The organism is Pseudomonas sp. ADAK7 (genome assembly GCF_012935675.1).
In the GTDB taxonomy this organism is placed as follows: domain Bacteria; phylum Pseudomonadota; class Gammaproteobacteria; order Pseudomonadales; family Pseudomonadaceae; genus Aquipseudomonas.
Genome location: NZ_CP052861.1, coordinates 5,928,292 through 5,950,381 on the forward strand (window position 1 = coordinate 5,928,292; position 22,090 = coordinate 5,950,381).

Below are 22,090 nucleotides of genomic sequence, written 5' to 3' on the forward strand. Positions count from 1 at the left end.
GTATGCCGTAAACATGTGTGTGTCGGTCTTTTTGTTGTAGAAGCCAGTGGAGCCTCCCGTGCGCCAGCGTTATTTAGCCTTGCTCAGTGTGTTTGCCAGCCTTCCCGCGATGGCGCTCACTTTCCAGACCCGTCTGGAGAGCATTGAGTGGACGGTCGAAGGTGACAAATTCGAATGCCGCCTGACCCAGCCGATCACCGACTTCGGTTCCGGTGAATTCGTGCGTCGTGCCGGCGAGCAGGCGATCTTTCGTCTCAAGGCCTACAACTCGGTGATCGGCGGCGGTTCCGCGACCTTGCTCGCGGCCGCTGCGCCGTGGCAACCGGGGCGTGGTGACATTAACCTGGGTTCGGTCAATATCGGCAGCGGCAACGTACTGTTCAACAGTTCGCAAGTGCAGGCCGGGCGTCTTATCAACGGTTTGATGGACGGCCGCAGCCCGGTCATTCGCCGCGCTTCGGGCGATGGTCGGGTGTCTGAAGTGCGCCTGCTGCCGGTCAAGTTCAATAAGGCGTTCAACGACTACCAGGGTTGCGTGGCCAAGTTGCTGCCGCAGAATTTCGAGCAGGTGAAGCAATCCGAAGTCGGTTTCCCCGGCGAAGGTGTCGATCTGGATCCGGCGGCCAAGGCCAAGTTGCAGGTGATGCTGGAGTTCATGAAAGCCGATCCGACGGTTAATCACATCGAACTCGACGGCCATTCCGACAACAGCGGCAATCGTCTGACCAATCGCGAACTGTCACGCCGCCGGGCACTGGCAGTGATGGACTTCTTCAAGGCCAACGGCTTCCAGGAATCACAGATCACCATGCGTTTCCACGGTGAGCGCTACCCGCTGGTGCCGAACACCAATGCGTCCAACCGGGCGAAGAACCGCCGGGTCGCGGTACGCCTCGAACGCGTGGCGCCCACCGAGAAACCGGCTCCGCAATCAGCCTCTGCCGCGAGTGCTGCGGCCACATCCTGACTCGGCGGTCATCGTCGCGCCCGCGTAAGAATCTGTCGCTTCGTCGTCATAAGCTGTCGCGGTACTGTAAATTATTTCGTATGAGCGGTAGACTTCACGGCTTTCCGTAAACCCCGTGGAGTGATGGCATGGCGGACGTAAACAAGGTCGTTCTGGCGTATTCCGGCGGCCTGGACACTTCGGTGATCCTCAAGTGGCTGCAGGATACTTATAACTGTGAGGTGGTGACCTTCACCGCTGACCTGGGGCAGGGCGAAGAGGTCGAACCGGCCCGCGCCAAGGCTCAGGCCATGGGCGTCAAAGAAATCTACATCGACGATCTGCGCGAAGAATTCGTGCGTGACTTCGTGTTCCCGATGTTCCGCGCCAACACCGTTTACGAAGGCGAGTACCTGCTGGGTACTTCCATCGCTCGTCCGTTGATCGCCAAACGCCTGATCGAAATCGCCAACGAAACCGGCGCTGACGCCATTTCCCATGGCGCCACCGGCAAGGGTAACGACCAGGTGCGTTTCGAGCTCGGCGCCTATGCACTCAAGCCAGGCGTGAAAGTGATCGCCCCTTGGCGCGAGTGGGACCTGCTCTCCCGTGAAAAGCTGATGGATTATGCTGAAAAGCACAACATCCCGATCGAGCGTCACGGCAAGAAAAAATCCCCGTACTCGATGGATGCCAACCTGCTGCACATCTCCTATGAAGGCGGCGTGCTGGAAGACACCTGGACCGAGCACGAAGAAGACATGTGGAAATGGACCGTCTCCCCGGAGAAGGCTCCTGATAAAGCGCAGTACCTGGAACTAACCTACCGCAACGGCGACATCGTCGCACTGGACGGTGTCGAAATGACCCCGGCCACCGTGCTGGCGACGCTGAACAAGATCGGTGGCGAACACGGCATCGGCCGTCTGGACATCGTCGAAAACCGCTACGTGGGCATGAAGTCCCGTGGCTGCTACGAAACCCCAGGCGGCACCATCATGCTGCGCGCGCACCGTGCGATCGAATCGATCACCCTGGACCGCGAAGTGGCTCACCTCAAAGACGAGCTGATGCCGAAATACGCCAGCCTGATCTACACCGGTTACTGGTGGAGCCCTGAGCGTCTGATGCTGCAACAGATGATCGATGCGTCCCAGGCCCACGTGAACGGCGTTGTGCGCCTGAAGCTGTACAAGGGCAACGTGATCGTCACCGGCCGCAAGTCCGATGAATCGTTGTTCGACGCCAACATTGCCACCTTCGAAGAAGATGGCGGCGCCTACAACCAGGCTGACGCGGCGGGCTTCATCAAGCTCAACGCCTTGCGCATGCGCATTGCAGCCAACAAGGGTCGCAAGTTGTTCTGAGATCGTTGTAGCGGTAACTGAGGTGCTGGCCCTGTCGTCGACAGGGTCAGCAGCTGAAAAAAGGTTGTTCTGCCTCGCACATGTTGCCAGCGCCCATCTCATATCTAATCCGGCTATCGTCTTTTCCTGGTTACCCATTCAGCGTTTGATCCAGCACTGTCACGCCCTGTGAGTTCAAGTTGTAGACAACGCAGAAGGCCTCGCAAGCGCCTTTTTTTCTGTGTGTCGAATACTTGAGTGCGCCTTCCTTCAGTAACTTCTCCGATTGGCTGCAAGCAAGAAACACGATCACTTTCGTGGGATGGTTGCGTGGTCGGCGGATTCTTTCCATCAGGGTTATGACGTCCTCCTGCGCGTGCATACCGCGAGCATCGATGATGCTCAGATCCTTCAGCGATCCCGGCAAATTGACGCTGTGTTGAACCCGGATACTGGTTTGCAGGTTGAGGTGTGCCGGCGGATCCTGTGCGGTCTGGAACCAGCTAAATCCTCTGCGGTGGGTCGAAAAGCCTGGCGGGGGACGTTCCGATGTCGAAGCGACAGCAGCGGTTTTCGGTTTTCCAACCAAGTCGCCTGAGCGCGGGTTTTTTCTGTTTTCCAAGCGCTCGGCGTCATCCATGACTTTTACGAAGTACTTATCCTTCTCGAAATCAGAGGGGGCATACAATGATCGATAGTTGAAGTTGAGTGTGAGGAAAAAAAGAAAGAGTAAGTAGAACGGGAAGCTGATCAAAAACCAGATATAGATTTCTCTTTCGGCGTTATCAAGAAAAGGCAGAGAGACAGCGGCAGATGTTTCTGAGATCGCTGCAAAAATGGCGATAATGGTCATTGGGTTGGAGATCTTTTTTTGGAGTTTTTTCATATTTTTTGCTCATAAGATGATGTCTTTTTCTCGTGTGAATAAAGGAGTTGTTGATGGTTTGCTTTTTTGATTTATTGAGGTTTGTTTTTTAATTAGAGTCCGTTCTTGGTAAAGGGTTGTGGCGATATCGAGTAACTGTAGTGCTCATGATTTTTATATGTTGGGTGTTCTTGTATCAAAAGTTTTATTGGGTGCTGTGTTCGTTTTTCAGGCGGGTAGCGTTGCTTGGTATCAGCTTGTCGTTGTAGGCAGAAGAGGCTGGCTGGGTTGTACAGTTGTCGGTTATGTGCGGTATTGTTTGTAAGGCGATACAAAAAAAAGCGGCTGTTGCTGAGTGCTCCTGGATTTTTACGTTTTCACGCGCATTACCTTCGAGGTTTTTTTGTAGGAATAATCCGCGTTACTTGTAGGGGATGTCTCTCGGTGTGGGTACCTGGGGGGGACGGCATGCCACGGATGAAACGACTAGGCTATTGTGCGGGCTCTAAAAATTCGAACAGCGAAAATTGGACTTGCCCATGAATAAAGTGCTGATCGTGGATGATCACCCTGTCATTCGTCTCGCGGTGCGTTTGCTAATGGAACGTCATGGCTACGAAGTCATCGCAGAAACAGACAATGGTGTAGATGCATTGCAACTTGCTCGTGAACATTTACCGGATATTGTCATTCTGGATATTGGAATACCGAAACTGGATGGGCTGGAAGTCATCGCGCGTCTGACGTCAGTGGCGTTACCTTTGAAAGTGTTGGTGCTGACGTCTCAGGCGCCGGGGCATTTTTCGATGCGCTGCATGCAATCAGGTGCCGCCGGTTATGTGTGCAAGCAACAAGACCTCACTGAATTACTCAGCGCAATAAAGGCTGTGTTGTCAGGCTACAGTTACTTTCCTAATCAAGCCTTGCATACAGTACGGTCCAGTCTGGGTAATGCCAGTGAAGCCGATATGGTGGATCGCTTGTCGGGGCGGGAAATGATGGTGTTGCAACAACTGGCTCGAGGGAAGACCAACAAAGAGATAGCCGATGGAATGTTCCTCAGCAACAAGACCGTCAGTACTTACAAGACCCGTTTGTTATTGAAGCTCAATGCTCGCTCGCTGGTGGACTTGATCGAACTGGCCCAGCGAAATGGCCTGGTGTGACGACACCTAGTAAAAAGCCTCCGTTTCGGGAGGCTTTTAGGTGTCATACATCAAAATCGTAATCGGCCAATTGCTTTTGCAGTCGGCGCTCCTCCAGCAGATTGTCGATGGTGCGGCGCTTGCTCAGGTTGGTTTTCGCTACCTCGACCACCGGTTCAGCGTCATCGGCTTCAACGGGGGTGAAGTCGTCTTCTACGTCCAATTGCTCTTTGCCAGTGCTCATTTTGTTACTCCAGGCTAAGACTGCCTTTGGCGCTCCTTATATCGACATTCTCCCGGCGGGTAAAAAAGATTTTTTCAATCGATAAATCAATAATTCTAATAGCGCCTCAATCGTCCGAGGTCTTTTGCTTGTATTCGCACAAGTCTTCGATCCGGCAACTGCCGCAACGGGGCTTTCGGGCCAGGCATACGTAGCGCCCGTGGAGGATCAGCCAGTGATGGGAGTCGAGCAGAAACTCCTTGGGCACGAACTTCATCAGCTTGTTTTCCACCTCGACCACATTTTTGCCAGGTGCAATGCCGGTACGGTTGCTGACCCGGAAAATATGAGTGTCCACGGCCATGGTCAGCTGGCGGAATGCGGTATTGAGCACCACGTTGGCGGTCTTGCGGCCAACGCCGGGTAGCGCTTCCAGCTCCTCGCGGGTCTGCGGTACTTCGCCGCCATGGCGCTCCACCAGCAAGCGACAGGTTTCGATCACGTTCCTGGCCTTGCTGTTGAACAGGCCGATGGTCTTGATGTACGCCGACAGACCTTCGACGCCCAGGGCATAAATCGCCGCCGGGGTATTGGCCACCGGATAGAGTTTGGCCGTGGCCTTGTTGACGCCGACATCGGTGGACTGCGCCGACAGAATCACCGCGATCAGCAGTTCGAATGCTGAGGAATAGGCCAGTTCAGTCTTCGGCTCCGGGTTGTCTTCGTGCAGCCTGCGAAAGATTTCGTAACGTTTTGCGGCATTCATGGGTGATGCATTTCCTCGAAAGCGGTCAATTAGAAGGCGTTGGGCGAGGCCAGGCCTGCCACCCGGCGATCAACAGCCCCAGCAGGATGAATCCGCCGGGAGCGAGGGTGGCCAGGCGCAGGCCGCCGTCGGCAGTCAGAACGATACCGGGCCAATCCACCCCGCCGGTCAGCCAGGACAGATGAGCACCAACGGTGCCTTGACCGATAAGTTCGCGCAGCAGGCCCAGGCTTGCCATCAGCGCGCCGAACAGGCCACACAGGCGCAAGCGATCACGCCAGGGGCTCTGGAAAAAGCCATTGTTATCCAGCACCACACATTGCAAGGCGATGAGCCCGGCATACAACCCCAGATGTTGCTGCCATTGCAGCGACCAAGCTTGCCCGGCGAGTTCGGCGCAACTGGTCAGCGTGGCCGCCAGCAGGACGCCGGCCGGCAAGCGTGCCCACGGCACGAGTCTGGCGCGCAAAGGACCCATCCCGACGTCATAGACCGCAATCACCACCACGAACATCAGCCACAGTCCCAGAGCGGTCATCAGGGAGCCGGTGACGCCGATCAGTGGCGCCAGCATCAGTGAGTTCTGTACAGACGCCTTATTCATGGGCGTCGCTCCCCATCAGTTGTTGCCGATGCTCATCGAAATAGCGCAACGCATCATGGATCGTGTTGATCGCGGCTCTTGAGGTCGTGGTCGCCCCGGCCATTTGATCGAATTGCCCTTGATCCTTTTTCAACGCCCAACCATTGTCCGCGGGATCGGTGCGCGACTTGCCGGTAAAGAGGTGCAGCCAGGCATTCGGCCAATCAGCGAGGCGACCACCCAGGCCCGGTGTTTCTGCCTGTTTGAGGGTTTTGACCCCGAGCAATTTTCCATTGGCGTCGATGGCGATCAGCAATTCGATGGCGCTGGTGTAACCCAGGGTCTGGCTGCGCAGCAACACCGCGCTGGGCTGGCCAGACTTCGTCGCCCGGTAACCCCCCAGCAACGTGCTGTTGCTCAACGGGATGTTTTCGAGGGGCAGAGGTTGTTCCAGCGGCTGGTTGTCGTAGCTGTCGGACGGCAGCATATCCAGCAGCGTGCGACTGTCGATCAGGCGCTGTTCAGTGGCAATGCGCGTCGCGCTGGTGTGTTGCACAAGATAGGTCACGCCTGTTCCAAGGCCGGCCAATAACGCCAGGATCACAACGCTGGTCGCCCGGTTCATGGCGCGGTTCGCTCCTGGGGGGCGGCGGCAAACCGTTCCAGCGCCGGCACACAGAGGTTCATCAGCAGCACGGCAAACGCTACGCCATCCGGATAGCCGCCCCAGGTCCGAATCAGGTAGGTCAGCAGCCCGACCCCCGCGCCGAACAGCAGTCGGGCCGTGGGGCTTTTTGCGCCGGACACCGGCTCCGTGACGATAAAGAATGCACCCAGCATGCTCGCGCCCGTGAGCAGATGAAACAGCGGCGAGCCATGGGAATCGGACCCCGAGCCGTTCCAGCACAACAGGCTGATGATGAACAGGCTGGCGAGCATGCCGACCGGCGCATGCCAGCTGAACACCCGTTGCTGAAGCAGAAAAGCACCACCGGCCAGAAACGCTAGGTTGACCCATTCCACACCGCGACCGCCAAAATGACCGAACGCCGGGTTGCCGGCGAACAGCTCATCCATGGTCAGGCTTTTATTGATGCGCAGGCTGTCCAGCGCTGTGGCCTGGACCCACGCATCCGGCGTCTGGCTAAAACTGAAGCCGAACACCTGCGACAGACCGCCGAGCAGGTCCATGCCATGGGATGACGGCCAGTGCGTCATCAGTTGCGGAAAGGTCACCAGCATCAAGGCGAAACCGAGCATGGCCGGGTTGAACGGGTTCTTGCCGACACCGCCATACAGATGTTTGCCGAACAGCAACGCGGCGGCGGCAGCACTGACCGTCAGCCACCACGGGCAATACGGCGGCAAGGCCAGCGCCAGCAGCGTCGCTGTGACCAAGGCACTGCCGTCGCTCAAGGTCGGCTTGAGCGGGCGCTTGCGCAACTTCAGCACCGCGGCCTCTATCGCCAGCGCCGTCAAGGCCGTCAGAATCAGGTTGATCAAGACGCCCCAGCCATACAGCCAAAACATTGCCAGCATCCCCGGCACCGTGGCCAGCAATACCAGCTTCATGGCCTGCTGAAGGCGTTCGTCCACCGATTCAAGGGGCGACATAGGCCTCCACCAGGCGTTCGGCTTCCAGGAGTCGGGCGCGCGCCTTGTCCATCATCTCTGTCGGCGTATCCAGCCGTCGTTCAAGCTTGCTGACATCGGCGCGAGCGTAGGCCAATTCGGTTTTCAGCTGTCGAAGCTGGCTGTCGATCGGGCGTTTTTCGACGCGCATCAGGTCAGGCAACGGTTGATCACTGACCGCTTCAGCCTCGTGCAACGCCTGTTCGGCATTTTTCAACGCCCGCTCCAACGCTTCGATCTGCTGCGCCGGCGCTTCACTGGTCTGCGCTTTTTTCAGCTCGGCGCGGCGCATGGCTAGCTGGATTTTCGCCCGTTTCAGCTCGGCGTCTTTTGCCGGGGCAACCAGTGCCGGGGCGGGTGGCGCGGTGCTTTCCAGTTGCGCCAGCGCCTGCTCGGCGGCTTCGAACTGCTGTTGCAGGACGATCAGTTGCGATTGTTGCTCGAAGGTCGGTGGATGGCCGAAGGCCTTGAGCGATTTGTTCAATTGCGCCCGACTCATCGCCAGATCGATCTTGGCCTTTTTCAACGCCGCGTCAGCCGTTGCGGTTTTTTGCGCGCGGACCCGTTCAAGGGCGGCCTGCACCGGATTGACCGTCACTTCACTGGGTTGCGCGGCACGTTGGGCGCGGGCCTGGCGCTCGGCAATTTTCTGTTGTTCTTCACGTTGTAACCGAGCGTTGCGTTGTTCGAAACGACGCCGCGCCCGATTGCGCTTGCTGGCCCGGGCCCGTTGTTCTTCAAGGCTGAACGCCAGGCCGCCGACAATCGGCAGCACCGTGGCCAGCGGCAGTGGGCGCATCTCTATGCAGTCCACCGGGCACGGCGCCACGCACAGGTCGCAACCGGTGCATTCATCGACGATCACCGTATGCATCAGTTTTGCCGCGCCGACGATCGCGTCCACCGGGCAGGCCTGGATGCACTTGGTGCAGCCGATGCATTCGGCTTCGCGGATGTAGGCAATCTGCGCCGGTGCCGAACCGCGACTGATGTCGAGTTCCAGCACCGGTACTTTCAGCAAGTCGGCCAGGGCGGCGATGGTTTCGCTGCCGCCCGGCGGGCACTTGTTGATCGACTCGCCGTCGGCGATGCCTTCGGCGTAAGGCTTGCATCCGGGGTGGCCGCACTTGCCGCATTGGGTCTGGGGCAAGAGGGCGTCGATGCGTTGAATCAGACTCATGTTTTGATCAGTCCACTGAATCCGAGAAAAGCCACTGCGATCAGTCCGGCACCGATCAACTGGATCGGCAAGCCACGAAAGGGCAGGGGAACATCATTGTCACGTGTGCGCTGGCTCAAGTCGCTGAACAGCATCAGCACCAGCCAGAAGCCCAGTCCGGCACCGAGGCTCAGGGCGCTGGCATGGAAAAAGCCCTTGTCGTCCTGGGCGTTGAGCAAGGTCAGCCCGAGCACGCCGGCATTGCCGAGCAGCAAGGGCCACAGGCCTTCGAACGAAAGTTTTGCAAATAATCGCGACAGTAACGTCAGCAGCGGGGCGATCAACAGAACGCTCAATGGCAGGAACACGAACAGGCGCAGGCTCGTCAGTTCCAGTGGCACCAATAGCCAGTGGAAGAGCGCGTAGCCGGTCATGCCGACGATCAGCATCAGGGCTGCCGTGGCAATGCCCAGTGCATGGACCTGCCGTTGTTCGGCAGCCAACAGCGGATCGACGCCCAGCGGCCACTGCAACACGAGGTTGTTGATCAGGGCGGCGCTGATAAGCGTAAGAAGCAGTTCGGTCATGATCGTGCCGGCAGAAGGAGGCCTGTCTAACAAGGTTAGGCATTATCCGGCAAGGACGGAGGGTGGGCCAGATATGAAAATCCCACAGGCATGCCAGGCACGACTGTGGGATCGGTTTTGCAAATCGAAGTTTACTTGATGCGCTGCCCCGGCTTGGCGCCGCTGTCGGGGCTCAGCAGGTAGATTTCTTCACCGCCAGGGCCGGCCGCCATCACCATGCCTTCGGAGATCCCGAACTTCATTTTCCGCGGCTTGAGGTTGGCGATCATCATGGTCAGGCGACCATTGAGCTTGGACGGATCCGGGTAAGCACTCTTGATTCCGGAGAACACGTTGCGTTGCTCATCACCGATGTCCAGGGTCAGGCGCAGCAGTTTGTCGGCCCCTTCCACATGTTCGGCCTTGAGGATCAGTGCCACGCGCAGGTCGACGGCGGCAAAGGCGTCGAACTCGATTTCCGGCGACAGCGGCTCTTTGACCAATTCGCCATTGCCGGCCGGTGCAGTTTCACCGGTATCGGTGGCGCTGGCAGTCAGGTCTTCTTTCGAGGCGTCGGTCATGGCTTGCACTTTTACCGGGTCGATGCGGGTCATCAACGGTTTGAATTCGTTCAGCTGATGATTGCTCAGCAGCGTGGCGTGGTCGTTCCAGGTCAGCGGCGCGACATTGAGGAACGCCTCGGCATCGGCGGCCAGTAGTGGCAGCACCGGTTTAAGGAAGATCACCAGTTGGCGGAACAGGTTGATGCCCAAGGCGCAGATGGCCTGGACTTCGTCGTGCTTGCCTTCCTGCTTGTTCAGCGACCACGGCGCCTTGTCGGCGATCCAGGCGTTGGCACGGTCGGCCAGGCCCATGATCTCGCGCATGGCGCGGGCGAAGTCGCGAGCCTCGTAGGCCTCGGCGATGCCTGGCGCGGCGGCGAGGAAGGCGTCGGTCAGTTCCGGCGCGGCGTTACCCGCCACCAATACACCGGCGTTACCTTTCTGGATGAAACCGGCGCAACGGCTGGCGATGTTGACGACTTTGCCCACCAGGTCGGAGTTGACCTTCTGCACAAAGTCTTCGAGGTTCAGGTCCAGGTCGTCGACGCCACGGCCAAGCTTGGCCGCGTAGTAGTAGCGCAGGTATTCCGGCGACAGGTGGTCCAGGTAGGTCCGGGCCTTGACGAAGGTGCCACGGGACTTGGACATTTTCTGACCGTTGACGGTCAGGTAGCCGTGTACGTTGATGCCGGTTGGCTTGCGCAAACCCGCACCTTCAAGCATCGCTGGCCAGAACAGCGCGTGGAAATTGACGATGTCCTTGCCGATGAAGTGGTACAGCTCGGCGGTGGAATCCTTGGACCAGAACGCATCGAAATCCAGGTCTGGACGACGGGCGCACAGGTTCTTGAAGCTGGCCATGTAGCCGATAGGCGCGTCCAGCCACACGTAGAAGTACTTGCCCGGCTCGCCCGGAATCTCGAAACCGAAGTACGGCGCATCGCGGGAGATGTCCCACTGTTGCAGGCCGGCATCCAGCCACTCGGCGATTTTGTTGGCGACGGCGTCTTGCAGGGTGCCGCTGCGGGTCCAGACTTGCAGCATTTCCTGGAAGTCCGGCAGCTTGAAGAAGAAGTGCTGGGAATCCTTGAGCACCGGGGTGGCGCCAGAGATCGCCGACTTCGGATCCTTCAGGTCGGTGGGAGCGTAGGTCGCACCGCATTTTTCGCAGTTGTCGCCGTACTGGTCTTCGGTGCCGCATTTCGGGCAGGTGCCCTTAATGAAGCGGTCGGCCAGGAACATTTTCTTTTCCGGGTCGAAGTACTGCGTGATCGAGCGTTGGGCAATGTGCCCGGCGTCGCGCAGCTTCAGGTAGATCTGGCTCGACAGCTCACGGTTTTCTTCGGAATGAGTGGAGTGGAAGTTGTCGAAGTCCACCAGGAACTCGGCAAAGTCGGCGCTATGTTCAGCCTGGACGTTGGCGATCAGTTGTTCCGGGGTGATGCCTTCCTTTTCCGCGCGCAGCATGATGGCCGAACCGTGGGCGTCGTCGGCGCAGACATAGATGCATTGATTGCCGCGGTGCTTCTGGAAGCGCACCCACATGTCGGTCTGGATATATTCCAGCATGTGGCCAAGATGGATCGAACCATTGGCATAGGGCAGGGCGCTGGTGACGAGGATCTTGCGTGGCTCGGACATGGGGCTCGGCTACTTGATGAAACGGAGGTCGGCCACTATAAAGCGCTGGCGCATATTTTTCACCCCGTGAGGTTGTTTCCTCCGATGATTGAATCGGTGGTGCGATCTTTTCTCGGCATCCCGCGAAACGATCAGAACAGGTACGATACCCGCCTGATTTTCCAGTCTTGCTATCGGAGTTGCCCATGAGCGCCCTCAATCGCGCAGCGGTGGAAGCCGTCCTTCGCCAATACACCGACCCTTACCTGAACCAGGATCCGGTCAGCGCCGGGTGCGTGCGCGGCATCGACATCCAGGGCGATCGCGTCAGCGTCCAGCTGGAACTGGGTTATGCCGCCGGTCTGTTCAAGAGTGGCTGGGCGCAGTTGCTGCAAATGGCTATCGAAGGGCTGGACGGGGTGGTCACCGCCCGTGTCGAGATCACCAGCGTGATCGCCGCGCACAAGGCCCAGGCACAGATCCCGGGCCTGGCCAACGTCAAGAACGTGGTGGCCGTAGCCTCCGGCAAGGGTGGCGTGGGCAAGTCCACCACCGCCGCCAACCTCGCCCTGGCGCTGGCCCGTGAAGGCGCCAAGGTCGGGATTCTCGACGCCGACATCTACGGCCCGAGCCAAGGCATCATGTTTGGCATCCCGGAAGGCACCCGGCCGCAGGTCAAGGATCAGAAGTGGTTCATCCCGATTCAGTCCCATGGCGTGGAAGTGATGTCCATGGCCTTCCTGACCGACGACAACACGCCGATGGTCTGGCGCGGCCCGATGGTCTCCGGTGCGCTGTTGCAACTGGTGACCCAGACCGCGTGGGGCGACCTTGATTACCTGGTCATCGACATGCCGCCTGGCACCGGCGACATCCAGCTGACCCTGGCGCAGAAAGTCCCGGTGGCCGGTGCTGTCATCGTTACGACGCCGCAAGACCTGGCCCTGCTGGACGCGCGCAAGGGCGTGGAAATGTTCCGCAAGGTCAACATTCCGGTGTTGGGCGTGGTGGAAAACATGGCCGTGCACATCTGCTCCAACTGCGGACATGCCGAGCATCTGTTCGGTGAGGGCGGTGGTGTGAAATTGGCCACCCAGTACGGCGTCGAACTGCTGGCATCGTTGCCGCTGGCGATGGCCATCCGCGAACAGGCCGATGGCGGCAAGCCAACGGTGATCGCCGAGCCGGACAGCCCGATTGCGATGGTGTATCAGGAACTGGCCCGCCATGTCGGCGCGCGGATCGTGTTGCAGGAAGCGGCGACACCGGCGATGCCGAATATCACCGTCAGCGACGATTAATCTGCGTCACCTGTTAAAAGATCGCAGCCTCGTTTCTCTGTAGCAGCTGCCGAGGCACGAGGCTGCGATGGGCTGCGCAGCGGCCCCCGAGGGCGGTCCTGCGGACACGTAACGTAGCCTCGTGCCTCGGCAGCTGCTACAGGGGTTGATCTCGCTTTAGATACGCAACCCGCCATCCATCTCCAGAATCCGACCGGTGTAATAGTCGTTCTCGAAAATGTACGCCGCCGAATGGGCGATCTCGTCCGGCTTGCCCATGCGCTTGAGCGGGATCCCGGCCGTCATCTTCTCCAACGCTTCCGGCTTCATGCCCAGCGTCATCTCGGTTTCGATAAAGCCCGGCGCAATGCCTGCCACGCGAATGCCGTAGCGCGCCAGTTCCTTGGCCCAGGTCACGGTCGCTGCGGCGACACCGGCCTTGGCGGCGGAGTAGTTGGTCTGGCCGACGTTGCCGGCACGGGAAATCGACGAGATATTGATGATCGCGCCGCTGTTTTTCAGCTCGACCATTTTCGCCGCCACTTCACGGGTGCACAGGAACACGCCGGTCAGGTTGACGTCGATCACCGCCTGCCACTGGGCCAGGCTCATCTTGGTCATTTCGCCGTCCTTGACCTTGATCAGCAGGCCATCGCGCAGAATCCCGGCGTTGTTGATCAAGCCATGGATCGCGCCGAAATCTTCGGCCACCTGGGCGACCATGTGCGTCACTTGTTCTTCATTGGCGACGTTGCACAGATAGGCGCGGGCCTCGACGCCCTTGGCCTTGCATGCGGCGACGGTGTCATCGAGCTTTTCCTGGTTCAGATCGACCAGCGCCAGCTTCGCGCCTTTACCTGCGAAATACTCGGCCATCGAACGGCCTAAACCCTGGCAACCGCCAGTGATAATGATTACTTTGTCAGTGAGTTGCATTCGCATGCCCCAATAGCAGGTCAGAAAGTGGTTTCCTTCTAGAGGGCCTCTCGATCTGCACCTGATGTGGCCTGGCTGCACATGAGAACTGCCCCGATGGCGTGCTGGAATACTTATCCCCAGGCGCCTGTCCGTTTTTTCGACGGATTCTATATAAGGAGTCATAAATTGAGCGTTGAAGCGGCCAAGAATGCCCGAGAATTGCTTCTCAAGGAATACCGCGGAGTGCTTTCGACACACTCCAAGGCCATGCCCGGTTTCCCCTTTGGCTCGGTGGTTCCGTACTGCCTGGACGAGCAGGGCCGGCCGCTGATCCTGATCAGCCGCATCGCCCAGCACACCCACAACCTGCAGAAAGATCCGAAATGCTCACTGTTCGTCGGCGAGCGTGGGGCGGAAGACGCGCAAGCCGTTGGTCGCCTGACCTACCTGGCCGAGGCGGAAAAGCTTGAGGATGAGGCGGCTGTCGAAGCGGCGGCCGAGCGTTATTACCGGTACTTCCCGGACTCCCAGAGTTACCACAAGGCTCACGATTTCGATTTCTGGGTGCTCAAGCCGGTCCGTCATCGCTACATCGGCGGTTTCGGCGCGATTCATTGGGTCGATCAACTGACCCTGGCCAACCCGTTCGCCGGCAAGGCGGAAGTGAGCATGGTCGAGCACATGAATGCCGACCACGCCAAGGCCATCGCGCACTACGTCGAGCTGGCCGGTTTGCCGACGACAGCCCCGGCGCAACTGGCTGGCATCGACACCGAAGGCATGCACTTGCGCATCGGCCAGGGGCTGTACTGGTTGCCGTTTCAAGCGCCGTGTAATACGCCGACACAAGTCCGGGAAGCCTTGGTTTTCCTGGCTCACGCCGAGCATTGGCCGAAAAATGAAGTCGCCGACGCTTGAATTCACGAAGTGGCGACGTCATCTAAGGCTTACTGGCAAGGCATTCTTGCGTTGAGGAACCATTTGATGCGCCCTTTTTTATTGCTCTTTGTACTGTTTCCGGTGTTGGAGCTGTTCGTATTCGTCAAGGTCAGCGGGGCCATCGGGTTTTTCCCGGCCCTGCTGCTGATCATTCTCGGCTCGATGCTCGGCGTGTTCGTGCTGCGGATCGCCGGTCTGGCCACTGCACTGCGTGCCCGTGAAAGCCTGAACCGTGGCGAGCTGCCGGCCCAGACCATGCTCGAAGGCCTGATGCTGGCTTTGGCTGGTGGTCTGTTGATCCTGCCCGGCTTCGTCACCGACGTGCTGGGCCTGATCATGCTGCTGCCGCTGTCTCGCCGCTTGCTGGCGAACAAGATGCGCCAGCGCGCTGAAGAGGCGGCGATCCGTCAGCGTGCCTTCGCCGATGACCTGCAACCGCGGGGCGGTCCTGCCCCGCGTCAGCCGTTGGGCCGCGAGCCCGATGTGATCGAAGGCGAGTTCGAACACCACGATCCCAAGTAAAGCGTTTCAGCTGCACGGCACCTTCGGGTGCCGTGTTCGTTTGCGGGCCACAACATGAAAAAATTTGCTTGCCCGCCCTTGTAATAAGCTTATGCGCCCTTATGTAACGGTCACCGCAAGGTTTCTGGCGATCACGCCAGACAGACTTCCGCGGTTCGCTCGACGAACCGCACCCGGCACCGCCGGATTTGTTAAACCCGCCGGGAATACACCGGCCGATGAAAACCACAATTAGGAGAGATCGACAATGAAGCTTCGTCCTCTGCATGACCGCGTCGTCGTCCGTCGCAGCGAAGAAGAAAAGAAAACCGCTGGCGGTATCGTCCTGCCAGGTTCGGCTGCTGAAAAGCCAAACCAGGGCGAAGTCCTCGCTGTAGGCCCAGGCAAAGTGCTGGACAACGGTGAAGTGCGTGCGCTGTCCGTGAAAGTGGGTGACAAGGTTGTGTTCGGCCCTTACTCCGGCAGCAACACTGTGAAAGTCGACGGCGAAGACCTGTTGGTAATTGGCGAGAGCGAAATCCTCGCCGTTGTCGAAGGCTGATTCCCCGCTCATTTTCCCGCTACTACAAAGTATTTAAGGAATATCGATCATGGCTGCTAAAGAAGTTAAATTCGGCGATTCCGCCCGCAAGAAAATGCTCGCCGGTGTAAACGTCCTGGCTGACGCAGTAAAAGCGACCCTGGGCCCTAAAGGCCGTAACGTGATCATCGAGAAGAGCTTCGGCGCTCCGACCATCACCAAGGACGGCGTTTCCGTAGCCAAAGAAATCGAACTGAAAGACCGTTTCGAAAACATGGGCGCGCAGCTGGTCAAAGACGTTGCCTCCCGTGCCAACGATGACGCAGGCGACGGCACCACCACCGCTACCGTTCTGGCTCAATCGATCGTCAACGAAGGCCTGAAAGCCGTCGCTGCCGGCATGAACCCGATGGACCTGAAGCGCGGTATCGACAAAGCGACCATCGCTATCGTCAAAGAGCTCAAAGCCCTGTCCAAGCCTTGCGCTGACACCAAGGCGATCGCTCAGGTCGGCACCATCTCGGCCAACTCCGACAACTCCATCGGCGACATCATTGCCGAAGCCATGGAAAAAGTCGGTAAAGAAGGCGTGATCACCGTTGAAGAAGGCTCGGGCCTGGAAAACGAACTGTCGGTTGTTGAAGGCATGCAGTTCGACCGTGGCTACCTGTCCCCGTACTTCGTCAACAAGCCAGAAACCATGACTGCCGAGCTCGACGGTCCGCTGATTCTGCTGGTCGACAAAAAGATCTCCAACATCCGCGAAATGTTGCCAGTACTGGAAGCCGTTGCCAAAGCCGGCCGTCCACTGCTGATCGTGGCCGAAGACGTTGAAGGCGAAGCCTTGGCGACTCTGGTTGTGAACAACATGCGTGGCATCGTTAAAGTCGCAGCCGTCAAGGCTCCAGGCTTCGGCGACCGTCGCAAGGCCATGCTGCAGGACATCGCCGTCCTGACTGGCGGTACCGTTATCTCCGAAGAGATCGGTCTGAGCCTGGAAAGCACTACCCTGGAACACCTGGGTAATGCCAAGCGCGTGATCCTGTCCAAAGAAAACACCACCGTGATCGACGGCGCCGGCGTTGAGACTGATATTCAGGCTCGCGTTCTGCAAATCCGTCAGCAAGTGGCTGACACTTCGTCCGACTACGACCGTGAAAAACTGCAAGAGCGTCTGGCCAAGCTGTCCGGCGGCGTTGCAGTGATCAAGGTTGGCGCTGGTTCCGAAGTAGAAATGAAAGAGAAGAAAGCCCGCGTTGAAGACGCCCTGCACGCTACCCGTGCTGCCGTTGAAGAAGGCGTGGTACCTGGCGGCGGCGTGGCACTGGTTCGCGCTCTGCAGGCTATCTCCGAACTGAAAGGCGACAACGCCGATCAGGACGTTGGTATCCAATTGCTGCGTCGCGCTGTTGAAGCGCCACTGCGCCAGATCGTTGCCAACTCCGGCGACGAGCCAAGCGTCGTTGTCGACAAGGTCAAGCAGGGTTCGGGTAACTACGGTTACAACGCTGCTACCGGCGAATACGGCGACATGATCGAAATGGGCATCCTGGACCCGGCTAAAGTGACTCGTTCGGCTCTTCAGGCAGCGGCTTCCATCGCCAGCCTGATGATCACCACCGAAGCCATGATCGCCGAGATCAAGGAAGAAGGCTCGGCTGGCGGCGGTATGCCAGACATGGGCGGTATGGGTGGCATGGGCGGCATGATGTAAGCCAGCCTTACCCCGTACATAAAAACCCCGCCTGCGCTAAGCAGGCGGGGTTTTTTATTGCCCGTGCAGACGTCAGCTCAGACGCTGACCGGCTTTGCCTTGCCAACCCGCTCAACCTTGGAAGCCGGTCGATACAGGATGTAGTAATACGACCCCAGGCAAATCAGCCAGCAGAAAATCGCCGTCCACACGTTATGCGAGAAGAAGTGCGCGCCCTGCATCATCCGGCTGATGGAAAACACCGTGCCCAAAGCGGCAGCGAAGATAAACGCCTTGCGCGCCAGTCGAGGACGACGGTCGCGCAGCACAAAGAACAGCGCAAACAAGGTAAAACCGGTGGCCGCATGACCGCCCGGCCAGCACCGGCCCGGCTTATCGGTGTGCGGACGCGGGCTCAGCAGTTCGCTGTAGGTTTCATGGCCACCGAACTGTTCCAGGCTCCAGGGGCATTGCACCGCCGTCACCACTTTCACCGGCGTGACAAATGAAGTGGCCAAGCCCAACGACAACACCAGGCAACCCAGCTCCCGTTTGAACGGTTTGAGCTTCTCGACAAAAAACGCGCAGATAAAACCGATCACCGCAAACACCGAGAAAGCGATGACCACTTGTTTAGCCCGGTCATGCAGGATGTCTTCGAGGAAATAACTGTGCCGGCCAATGAAATCACCGGCCGCCGGATCATAAAAGTACCGAGCCAGATTCATGTCCAGATCGGTCAGTTCGAGCAACACCAGAACGATCGCCGCAATGGCGGGAACCCCGAGACATACCCAGAAATTGAGTGGGCGGGAGGCGGGGCGGGCAGAGGTCGAAACCATGGCAATTCCTTGAGCAGTGAGCAAGTTCTGAGGGGCGCAGTCGCGCGGAGTCTGCGCCCGATCCTGTTGTGGCCTTGTGAATCGAGAGTGAAAAACTCGTTAAAACATCGGTCGGTAGAATGATGAAAGGACAGGGCCACACAACCCTAGCCGTGAGCCACACTTGGCCGTAAGCTGCGCGAGCCGAAGACGGCCGTTACTGTGTACGGAGGAGTGCCCATGCGAATTCTATTGGTTGAAGACAACCGCGATATCCTCGCCAATCTGGCCGATTACCTGGGGCTCAAGGGCTACACCGTGGATTGCGCGCAGGACGGCTTGTCGGGGCTGCACCTGGCGGCCACCGAGCATTACGACCTGATCGTGCTCGACATCATGCTGCCCGGCATTGACGGCTACACCCTGTGCAAGCGCCTGCGTGAAGACGCCCGTCGCGACACACCGGTGATCATGCTCACCGCCCGGGATCAGCTGGATGACCGTTTGCAGGGCTTCAAGTCCGGCGCCGATGACTACCTGATCAAGCCTTTCGCCCTGTCCGAACTGGCAGCGCGCATTGAAGCGGTCATGCGCCGGGCCCAGGGCGGCGGGCGCCGTGCGTTGCAGGTCGGTGACCTGAGCTACGACCTCGATACCCTGGAAGTGACCCGCGAAGGCCGCCTGCTGAAACTCAACCCGGTCGGCCTCAAGTTGCTGGCGGTACTGATGCAGAAAAGCCCCCATGTGCTGCGGCGTGAAATCCTCGAAGAAGCCCTGTGGGGCGATGATTGCCCGGACAGCGACAGCCTGCGCAGCCATGTTCATCAACTGCGCCAGGTGATCGACAAGCCTTTTGCCAAGCCTTTGCTGCAAACCGTGCACGGCGTGGGTTACCGCTTGGCCGAGGGCCGAGATGGAGTTTAAGCAGAGCCTTGCTCAACGAATCATCATTGCCTTTGCGCTGATGAGCGCGCTGGTGGCCGGGGCCTTCGCCATGGGCATCGTGGCGACCGTGCACCTGGTGGAAGAGAAACTGATTTCGGCCGGCCTGGGTGGCGACTTGCAACGGCTGTTGCTGATGGACAGCGTGTCGGACTGGAGCCACCGCCCGGAGCCAGACCAACTGTTCTATTTCAGCGGCGGGCCAGGGGACTTCGAGTTGCCCAAGGACCTGCGTCACCTGGAACCCGGCTTTCACGAAGTCTTTCGCGAACAGCTGTCGTATCACGCGATGGTCGAAGTCGTCGACGGCCGGCGTTATGTGCTGTTGCAGGATCAGAGTGATTTCGAAGAGCGGGAGCGAGTGCTGTTTGCCGTGGTCCTGGTGGGATTCGTCCTGAGCCTGGCATTGGCGGTGTTTCTCGGCTGGATCCTGGCGCGCAAGGTCATGGCACCCGTGGTACGGCTAGCTCGGCAAGTACGCCACCGCGATCAGTTATTGGGTTTGGCGCCGCCCTTGGCGCCCGACTATGCCGCGGACGAAGTGGGCGAGCTGGCGGTGGCCTTCGACGCCACGCTCGGGCGCCTGCGCCAGGCCTTGACCCGTGAGCGCCTGTTCACCAGTGACGTCAGTCATGAATTGCGCACCCCGCTGATGGTCCTGGCCAGTTCCTGCGAACTACTGCTGGAAAACCCTGGCATCGACCAGCGCGGTCGTTCCCAGGTCGAGCGTATCGCCCGGGCCTGTGAGGAAATGCGCGAACTGGTGCAAACCTTCCTGATGCTGGCCCGCGCCCAGCATGAAGACGCCAGCATGTCCCCGCAGCAGACGCTCAGCCAGGTGGCCGACGGGCTGCTCAATCTCTGGCGTGAGCCGATCGCGTACAAAGGGCTGGCCCTGCAGTTCGAGCCAGGTAATGCGCTGAACAACCGCTACAACGCGACCCTGCTGCAAGCGGTGATGGGTAACTTGTTGCGTAATGCGCTGCACTACACCGAAACCGGCTTCATTCGCCTCACCCTCACGGACACCGGGTTTATTGTCGAGGACAGTGGCGTCGGTATTCCCGAGGAAAAGCGCGAGGCGATGTTCGAGCCCTTTGTGCGCGGCAGCGAGAATCGCGGCGAAGGCTTGGGCCTGGGCTTGTCGCTGGTGCAGCGGATTTGTGAGAACCAGGGCTGGACAGTCAGGCTGACCACCATGGAACCGAATGGCTGCCGTTTTGAAGTGGAATTGGGTAAGCCGCGGGTCTGATTGAACGGCGGTGGCCCCGCGCCACTATCCAATCCTTGTAAAACCCTGAAATACTTCACGATTGTACACAACGAAGTTTTCACAAAGTCATGACCTGACGCTGACACGACGCTACCTAAGGTGGTTGTCATCAGCAATTCAGGAGACTTTGAGATGGCAGGCCCGATCAAACTGGATTTTTCGGAAAAGTACGACGATCAACACGCGCAAAAGTACCTGCGCAAGCACCAGGACGGTCTCGGTCGTCGATTGTCTCATTGGCGAGACGAGCAATTGGCACGCAAGGCGCTGACCCTGGCCGGTGAGCCCGGGTTGGTCCTCGATTTACCCAGCGGCGCCGGGCGTTTCTGGCCGTTATTGGCGGAAAAACCCAATCGGGTGATCATCGGAGCCGACAACTCCGAGTCAATGTTGAAAATTGCGACCCAGTCGCAGCCAGCCGAAGTGGTAAAACGGGTACAACCCTTGCACACTTCTGCGTTCGACATTGCCTTGCCCGATAACGCCGTCGACAGCATTTTCTGCATGCGATTGCTCCATCACATCGGGGAAGCCGAGCACCGACTGGCCATCCTGCGCGAATTCGAGCGTGTCACCCGTGACAGCGTGATCATTTCGCTGTGGGTGGACGGCAATTTCAAGGCCTGGAAACGCAAGCGTGCCGAGAAAGCGCGCGGGCAGGAAGGTTACCAAAATCGCTTTGTGTTACCGGCCGCCACGGTTGAAAAGGAGTTCGAACAGGCGGGGTTCCGTATCCAGGAACAACTGGACTTTTTACCGCTCTATGCCATGTGGCGAGTTTACGTATTACGCAAGAGGTAACAGGATGGCAGTGCAATGTGCAGCAGAAACGGAAGTCGCTTCCCAGGACCGCTTCGACTATTTCTGGAATCAGCGCGGTGAATGGGTAGAAGAACCCAACGTCCGTCGCGGTGGGGAAAGTGGCGTGCAGCGCGTCAGGAGCAGCGATGGGCAACTGCTGTATGCCAAGCGTCAGACCGGGCATATCTACCGCAGCTGGTTGCACCCTTTCGGCCGACCGACCGTATTGCGCGAGCAGGATGCGCTCATCGGTCTGACGGCGCTCGGCGTTCGTGTGCCGGAAATGGTGTTCTGCGGCGCCCAGCGCGACCCTGTACATAAATGGCGTGCGTTGCTGGTCACCAAGTCCCTGGACGGCTTCGAGGAAATCGAACACTGGTACGCCGGTGGCGGTCGTGAGCGTCATGGCGAAGCCGTGCATGAGCGCGTCCTCAAGGAACTGGCCGAGAATCTGGCCCGCATGCACAAGGGCCGCTGGCAGCACAGCTGCATCTACATCAAGCATGTGTTTGTGCGGGTTGTCGGCGAAGGCGAAACGGCCACGGTGGAAGTGGCGCTCATCGATCTGGAGAAGTGCCGCCAGCGTTTGACTGCCCAGCGCGCCGCCGCCCATGACATGAAGCAACTGCGTCGCCACTCGTCGTTCAGCGATACAGACTGGAAGAATCTGGTCTATTTTTATGAGACGGCGTTTGGCAGCGCTATCAAGGGTTTATAGCGATGAAACTCGAAATTGCACGAGGTGTGTTTCTTCTAGGAGCCTTGGCAGTTGCTTCATTGGCGGTGGCGGCTTGGGAGCAGCCCCGCACGCAAGTCCTCAGTGCAGTGAACGATGGTGCTCACTGCCCGTTGCCACGGGTTGCCAAGGCAGCCGTGGCCACACAACCTGATCATGACTTGTTACTGTTCATGTTCGGACTTTCACAGGGATTGAGGCCGCAAAGTTGAACAGATTGAAGCCAAAATA

23 protein-coding genes and 1 pseudogene are annotated in these 22,090 nt (G+C 58.8%); 13 read left to right on the forward strand and 11 right to left on the reverse strand.

The features are described 5' to 3' along the window. Positions 1 to 58 precede the first annotated feature (58 nt). Both HKK53_RS27260 and HKK53_RS27265 read left to right on the forward strand, forming a co-directional pair. Entirely contained in the window at positions 59 to 967 is a 909-nt protein-coding gene (locus tag HKK53_RS27260) for a flagellar protein MotY (RefSeq protein ID WP_169373317.1), read from the forward strand. 128 nt (positions 968 to 1,095) lie between these two features. Further along, positions 1,096 to 2,313: an argininosuccinate synthase gene (locus HKK53_RS27265; protein WP_008155574.1), complete on the forward strand. Its 1,218-nt coding sequence runs from the start codon at positions 1,096 to 1,098 to the stop codon at positions 2,311 to 2,313. 130 nt (positions 2,314 to 2,443) lie between these two features. Here HKK53_RS27265 and HKK53_RS27270 read toward each other — a convergent pair whose 3' ends face one another. Then, positions 2,444 to 3,178 (reverse strand): hypothetical protein, encoded by a 735-nt coding sequence (locus tag HKK53_RS27270; protein ID WP_169373318.1) that lies wholly within the window; start codon positions 3,176 to 3,178, stop codon positions 2,444 to 2,446. 518 nt (positions 3,179 to 3,696) lie between these two features. Between HKK53_RS27270 and HKK53_RS27275 the strand changes: the two genes are divergently transcribed. After that, entirely contained in the window at positions 3,697 to 4,323 is a 627-nt protein-coding gene (locus tag HKK53_RS27275; RefSeq protein WP_169373319.1) for a response regulator transcription factor, read from the forward strand. A gap of 43 nt (positions 4,324 to 4,366) precedes the next feature. Here the strand turns inward: HKK53_RS27275 and HKK53_RS27280 are convergent, their stop codons facing one another. The 8 genes and pseudogenes from HKK53_RS27280 to metG form a co-directional block, all read right to left on the reverse strand. Further along, entirely contained in the window at positions 4,367 to 4,546 is a 180-nt protein-coding gene (locus tag HKK53_RS27280; protein WP_169373320.1) for a PA3496 family putative envelope integrity protein, read from the reverse strand. Positions 4,547 to 4,652: 106 nt separating this feature from the next. Continuing rightward, positions 4,653 to 5,291, reverse strand: coding sequence for an endonuclease III (gene nth, locus HKK53_RS27285; protein WP_169373321.1), 639 nt, complete (start codon positions 5,289 to 5,291; stop codon positions 4,653 to 4,655). Between the two features lie 25 nt (positions 5,292 to 5,316). Then, positions 5,317 to 5,895 carry an Rnf-Nqr domain containing protein gene (locus tag HKK53_RS27290; RefSeq protein WP_169373322.1) on the reverse strand — a complete coding sequence of 193 codons (579 nt, stop codon included), beginning with the start codon at positions 5,893 to 5,895 and terminating at the stop codon, positions 5,317 to 5,319. After that, a complete protein-coding gene (locus HKK53_RS27295) occupies positions 5,888 to 6,499 on the reverse strand; it encodes an RnfABCDGE type electron transport complex subunit G (protein WP_169373323.1) in 612 nt (203 codons plus the stop codon). The genes HKK53_RS27290 and HKK53_RS27295 overlap by 8 nt, the downstream gene beginning before the upstream one ends. Further along, complete coding sequence (locus HKK53_RS27300) at positions 6,496 to 7,488, reverse strand: RnfABCDGE type electron transport complex subunit D (protein WP_169373324.1); 993 nt, start codon at positions 7,486 to 7,488, stop codon at positions 6,496 to 6,498. Before HKK53_RS27300 ends, HKK53_RS27295 begins: the two co-directional genes overlap by 4 nt. Before the next feature lie 802 nt (positions 7,489 to 8,290). Then, positions 8,291 to 8,665 (reverse strand): annotated as a pseudogene (gene rsxB / locus HKK53_RS33080) (electron transport complex subunit RsxB); the annotation flags it as partial. Between the two features lie 17 nt (positions 8,666 to 8,682). Beyond that, the gene (locus HKK53_RS27310) at positions 8,683 to 9,252 is read right to left on the reverse strand and encodes an Rnf-Nqr domain containing protein (protein ID WP_169373326.1); all 570 of its coding nucleotides are present in this window, start codon (positions 9,250 to 9,252) and stop codon (positions 8,683 to 8,685) included. 131 nt (positions 9,253 to 9,383) lie between these two features. Next, positions 9,384 to 11,435, reverse strand: a complete 2,052-nt coding sequence (metG, locus tag HKK53_RS27315; protein WP_169373327.1) for a methionine--tRNA ligase — start codon at positions 11,433 to 11,435, stop codon at positions 9,384 to 9,386. A 185-nt stretch (positions 11,436 to 11,620) separates the two neighbouring features. Here metG and apbC point away from each other — a divergent pair, with 185 nt between their 5' ends. Continuing rightward, positions 11,621 to 12,715, forward strand: a complete 1,095-nt coding sequence (gene apbC, locus HKK53_RS27320; protein WP_169373328.1) for an iron-sulfur cluster carrier protein ApbC — start codon at positions 11,621 to 11,623, stop codon at positions 12,713 to 12,715. Between the two features lie 156 nt (positions 12,716 to 12,871). Here apbC and HKK53_RS27325 read toward each other — a convergent pair whose 3' ends face one another. Next, positions 12,872 to 13,630, reverse strand: coding sequence for an SDR family oxidoreductase (locus HKK53_RS27325; protein ID WP_123515064.1), 759 nt, complete (start codon positions 13,628 to 13,630; stop codon positions 12,872 to 12,874). Between the two features lie 168 nt (positions 13,631 to 13,798). On the opposite strand from HKK53_RS27325, the gene HKK53_RS27330 reads away from it, so the two are divergent. The 4 genes from HKK53_RS27330 (at position 13,799) to groL (ending at position 17,307) form a co-directional block, all read left to right on the forward strand. After that, entirely contained in the window at positions 13,799 to 14,530 is a 732-nt protein-coding gene (locus tag HKK53_RS27330; RefSeq protein WP_169373329.1) for a HugZ family pyridoxamine 5'-phosphate oxidase, read from the forward strand. A 66-nt stretch (positions 14,531 to 14,596) separates the two neighbouring features. Further along, a complete protein-coding gene (locus tag HKK53_RS27335; protein WP_149657970.1) occupies positions 14,597 to 15,073 on the forward strand; it encodes an FxsA family protein in 477 nt (158 codons plus the stop codon). 247 nt (positions 15,074 to 15,320) lie between these two features. After that, on the forward strand, positions 15,321 to 15,614 hold the full coding sequence (locus tag HKK53_RS27340) for a co-chaperone GroES (RefSeq protein ID WP_007948593.1): 294 nt from the start codon (positions 15,321 to 15,323) through the stop codon (positions 15,612 to 15,614). 49 nt (positions 15,615 to 15,663) lie between these two features. Further along, positions 15,664 to 17,307 carry a chaperonin GroEL gene (gene groL, locus HKK53_RS27345; protein ID WP_092278663.1) on the forward strand — a complete coding sequence of 548 codons (1,644 nt, stop codon included), beginning with the start codon at positions 15,664 to 15,666 and terminating at the stop codon, positions 17,305 to 17,307. A gap of 77 nt (positions 17,308 to 17,384) precedes the next feature. Here groL and HKK53_RS27350 read toward each other — a convergent pair whose 3' ends face one another. Continuing rightward, positions 17,385 to 18,128: a phosphatase PAP2 family protein gene (locus tag HKK53_RS27350; protein WP_169373330.1), complete on the reverse strand. Its 744-nt coding sequence runs from the start codon at positions 18,126 to 18,128 to the stop codon at positions 17,385 to 17,387. Between the two features lie 219 nt (positions 18,129 to 18,347). Here HKK53_RS27350 and colR point away from each other — a divergent pair, with 219 nt between their 5' ends. From colR to HKK53_RS27375, 5 genes are all read left to right on the forward strand, one after another. Continuing rightward, a complete protein-coding gene (gene colR, locus HKK53_RS27355; RefSeq protein ID WP_054045155.1) occupies positions 18,348 to 19,031 on the forward strand; it encodes a two-component system response regulator ColR in 684 nt (227 codons plus the stop codon). Continuing rightward, on the forward strand, positions 19,021 to 20,301 hold the full coding sequence (locus HKK53_RS27360; RefSeq protein WP_169373331.1) for a sensor histidine kinase: 1,281 nt from the start codon (positions 19,021 to 19,023) through the stop codon (positions 20,299 to 20,301). Before colR ends, HKK53_RS27360 begins: the two co-directional genes overlap by 11 nt. 153 nt (positions 20,302 to 20,454) lie before the next feature. After that, positions 20,455 to 21,123 carry a class I SAM-dependent methyltransferase gene (locus HKK53_RS27365; RefSeq protein ID WP_169373332.1) on the forward strand — a complete coding sequence of 223 codons (669 nt, stop codon included), beginning with the start codon at positions 20,455 to 20,457 and terminating at the stop codon, positions 21,121 to 21,123. Between the two features lie 4 nt (positions 21,124 to 21,127). Beyond that, positions 21,128 to 21,841: a lipopolysaccharide kinase InaA family protein gene (locus HKK53_RS27370; protein WP_169373333.1), complete on the forward strand. Its 714-nt coding sequence runs from the start codon at positions 21,128 to 21,130 to the stop codon at positions 21,839 to 21,841. Between the two features lie 2 nt (positions 21,842 to 21,843). Next, positions 21,844 to 22,071, forward strand: a complete 228-nt coding sequence (locus tag HKK53_RS27375) for a hypothetical protein (RefSeq protein WP_133838174.1) — start codon at positions 21,844 to 21,846, stop codon at positions 22,069 to 22,071. Positions 22,072 to 22,090 lie beyond the last annotated feature (19 nt).

What these genes read in the sequence shown, in the direction of transcription:
- HKK53_RS27365 (WP_169373332.1), top strand. Translation starts at nt 20,455, where the DNA reads ATGGCAGGCCCGATCAAACTGGATTTTTCGGAAAAGTACGACGATCAA.
- HKK53_RS27295 (WP_169373323.1), bottom strand. Translation starts at nt 6,499, where the DNA reads ATGAACCGGGCGACCAGCGTTGTGATCCTGGCGTTATTGGCCGGCCTT.
- apbC (WP_169373328.1), top strand. Translation starts at nt 11,621, where the DNA reads ATGAGCGCCCTCAATCGCGCAGCGGTGGAAGCCGTCCTTCGCCAATAC.
- HKK53_RS27270 (WP_169373318.1), bottom strand. Translation starts at nt 3,178, where the DNA reads ATGAAAAAACTCCAAAAAAAGATCTCCAACCCAATGACCATTATCGCC.
- HKK53_RS27350 (WP_169373330.1), bottom strand. Translation starts at nt 18,128, where the DNA reads ATGGTTTCGACCTCTGCCCGCCCCGCCTCCCGCCCACTCAATTTCTGG.
- HKK53_RS27290 (WP_169373322.1), bottom strand. Translation starts at nt 5,895, where the DNA reads ATGAATAAGGCGTCTGTACAGAACTCACTGATGCTGGCGCCACTGATC.
- HKK53_RS27275 (WP_169373319.1), top strand. Translation starts at nt 3,697, where the DNA reads ATGAATAAAGTGCTGATCGTGGATGATCACCCTGTCATTCGTCTCGCG.
- groL (WP_092278663.1), top strand. Translation starts at nt 15,664, where the DNA reads ATGGCTGCTAAAGAAGTTAAATTCGGCGATTCCGCCCGCAAGAAAATG.
- HKK53_RS27360 (WP_169373331.1), top strand. Translation starts at nt 19,021, where the DNA reads ATGGAGTTTAAGCAGAGCCTTGCTCAACGAATCATCATTGCCTTTGCG.
- HKK53_RS27375 (WP_133838174.1), top strand. Translation starts at nt 21,844, where the DNA reads ATGAAACTCGAAATTGCACGAGGTGTGTTTCTTCTAGGAGCCTTGGCA.
- HKK53_RS27280 (WP_169373320.1), bottom strand. Translation starts at nt 4,546, where the DNA reads ATGAGCACTGGCAAAGAGCAATTGGACGTAGAAGACGACTTCACCCCC.
- HKK53_RS27340 (WP_007948593.1), top strand. Translation starts at nt 15,321, where the DNA reads ATGAAGCTTCGTCCTCTGCATGACCGCGTCGTCGTCCGTCGCAGCGAA.
- HKK53_RS27310 (WP_169373326.1), bottom strand. Translation starts at nt 9,252, where the DNA reads ATGACCGAACTGCTTCTTACGCTTATCAGCGCCGCCCTGATCAACAAC.
- nth (WP_169373321.1), bottom strand. Translation starts at nt 5,291, where the DNA reads ATGAATGCCGCAAAACGTTACGAAATCTTTCGCAGGCTGCACGAAGAC.
- HKK53_RS27335 (WP_149657970.1), top strand. Translation starts at nt 14,597, where the DNA reads ATGCGCCCTTTTTTATTGCTCTTTGTACTGTTTCCGGTGTTGGAGCTG.
- HKK53_RS27300 (WP_169373324.1), bottom strand. Translation starts at nt 7,488, where the DNA reads ATGTCGCCCCTTGAATCGGTGGACGAACGCCTTCAGCAGGCCATGAAG.
- HKK53_RS27325 (WP_123515064.1), bottom strand. Translation starts at nt 13,630, where the DNA reads ATGCAACTCACTGACAAAGTAATCATTATCACTGGCGGTTGCCAGGGT.
- colR (WP_054045155.1), top strand. Translation starts at nt 18,348, where the DNA reads ATGCGAATTCTATTGGTTGAAGACAACCGCGATATCCTCGCCAATCTG.
- HKK53_RS27370 (WP_169373333.1), top strand. Translation starts at nt 21,128, where the DNA reads ATGGCAGTGCAATGTGCAGCAGAAACGGAAGTCGCTTCCCAGGACCGC.
- HKK53_RS27265 (WP_008155574.1), top strand. Translation starts at nt 1,096, where the DNA reads ATGGCGGACGTAAACAAGGTCGTTCTGGCGTATTCCGGCGGCCTGGAC.
- metG (WP_169373327.1), bottom strand. Translation starts at nt 11,435, where the DNA reads ATGTCCGAGCCACGCAAGATCCTCGTCACCAGCGCCCTGCCCTATGCC.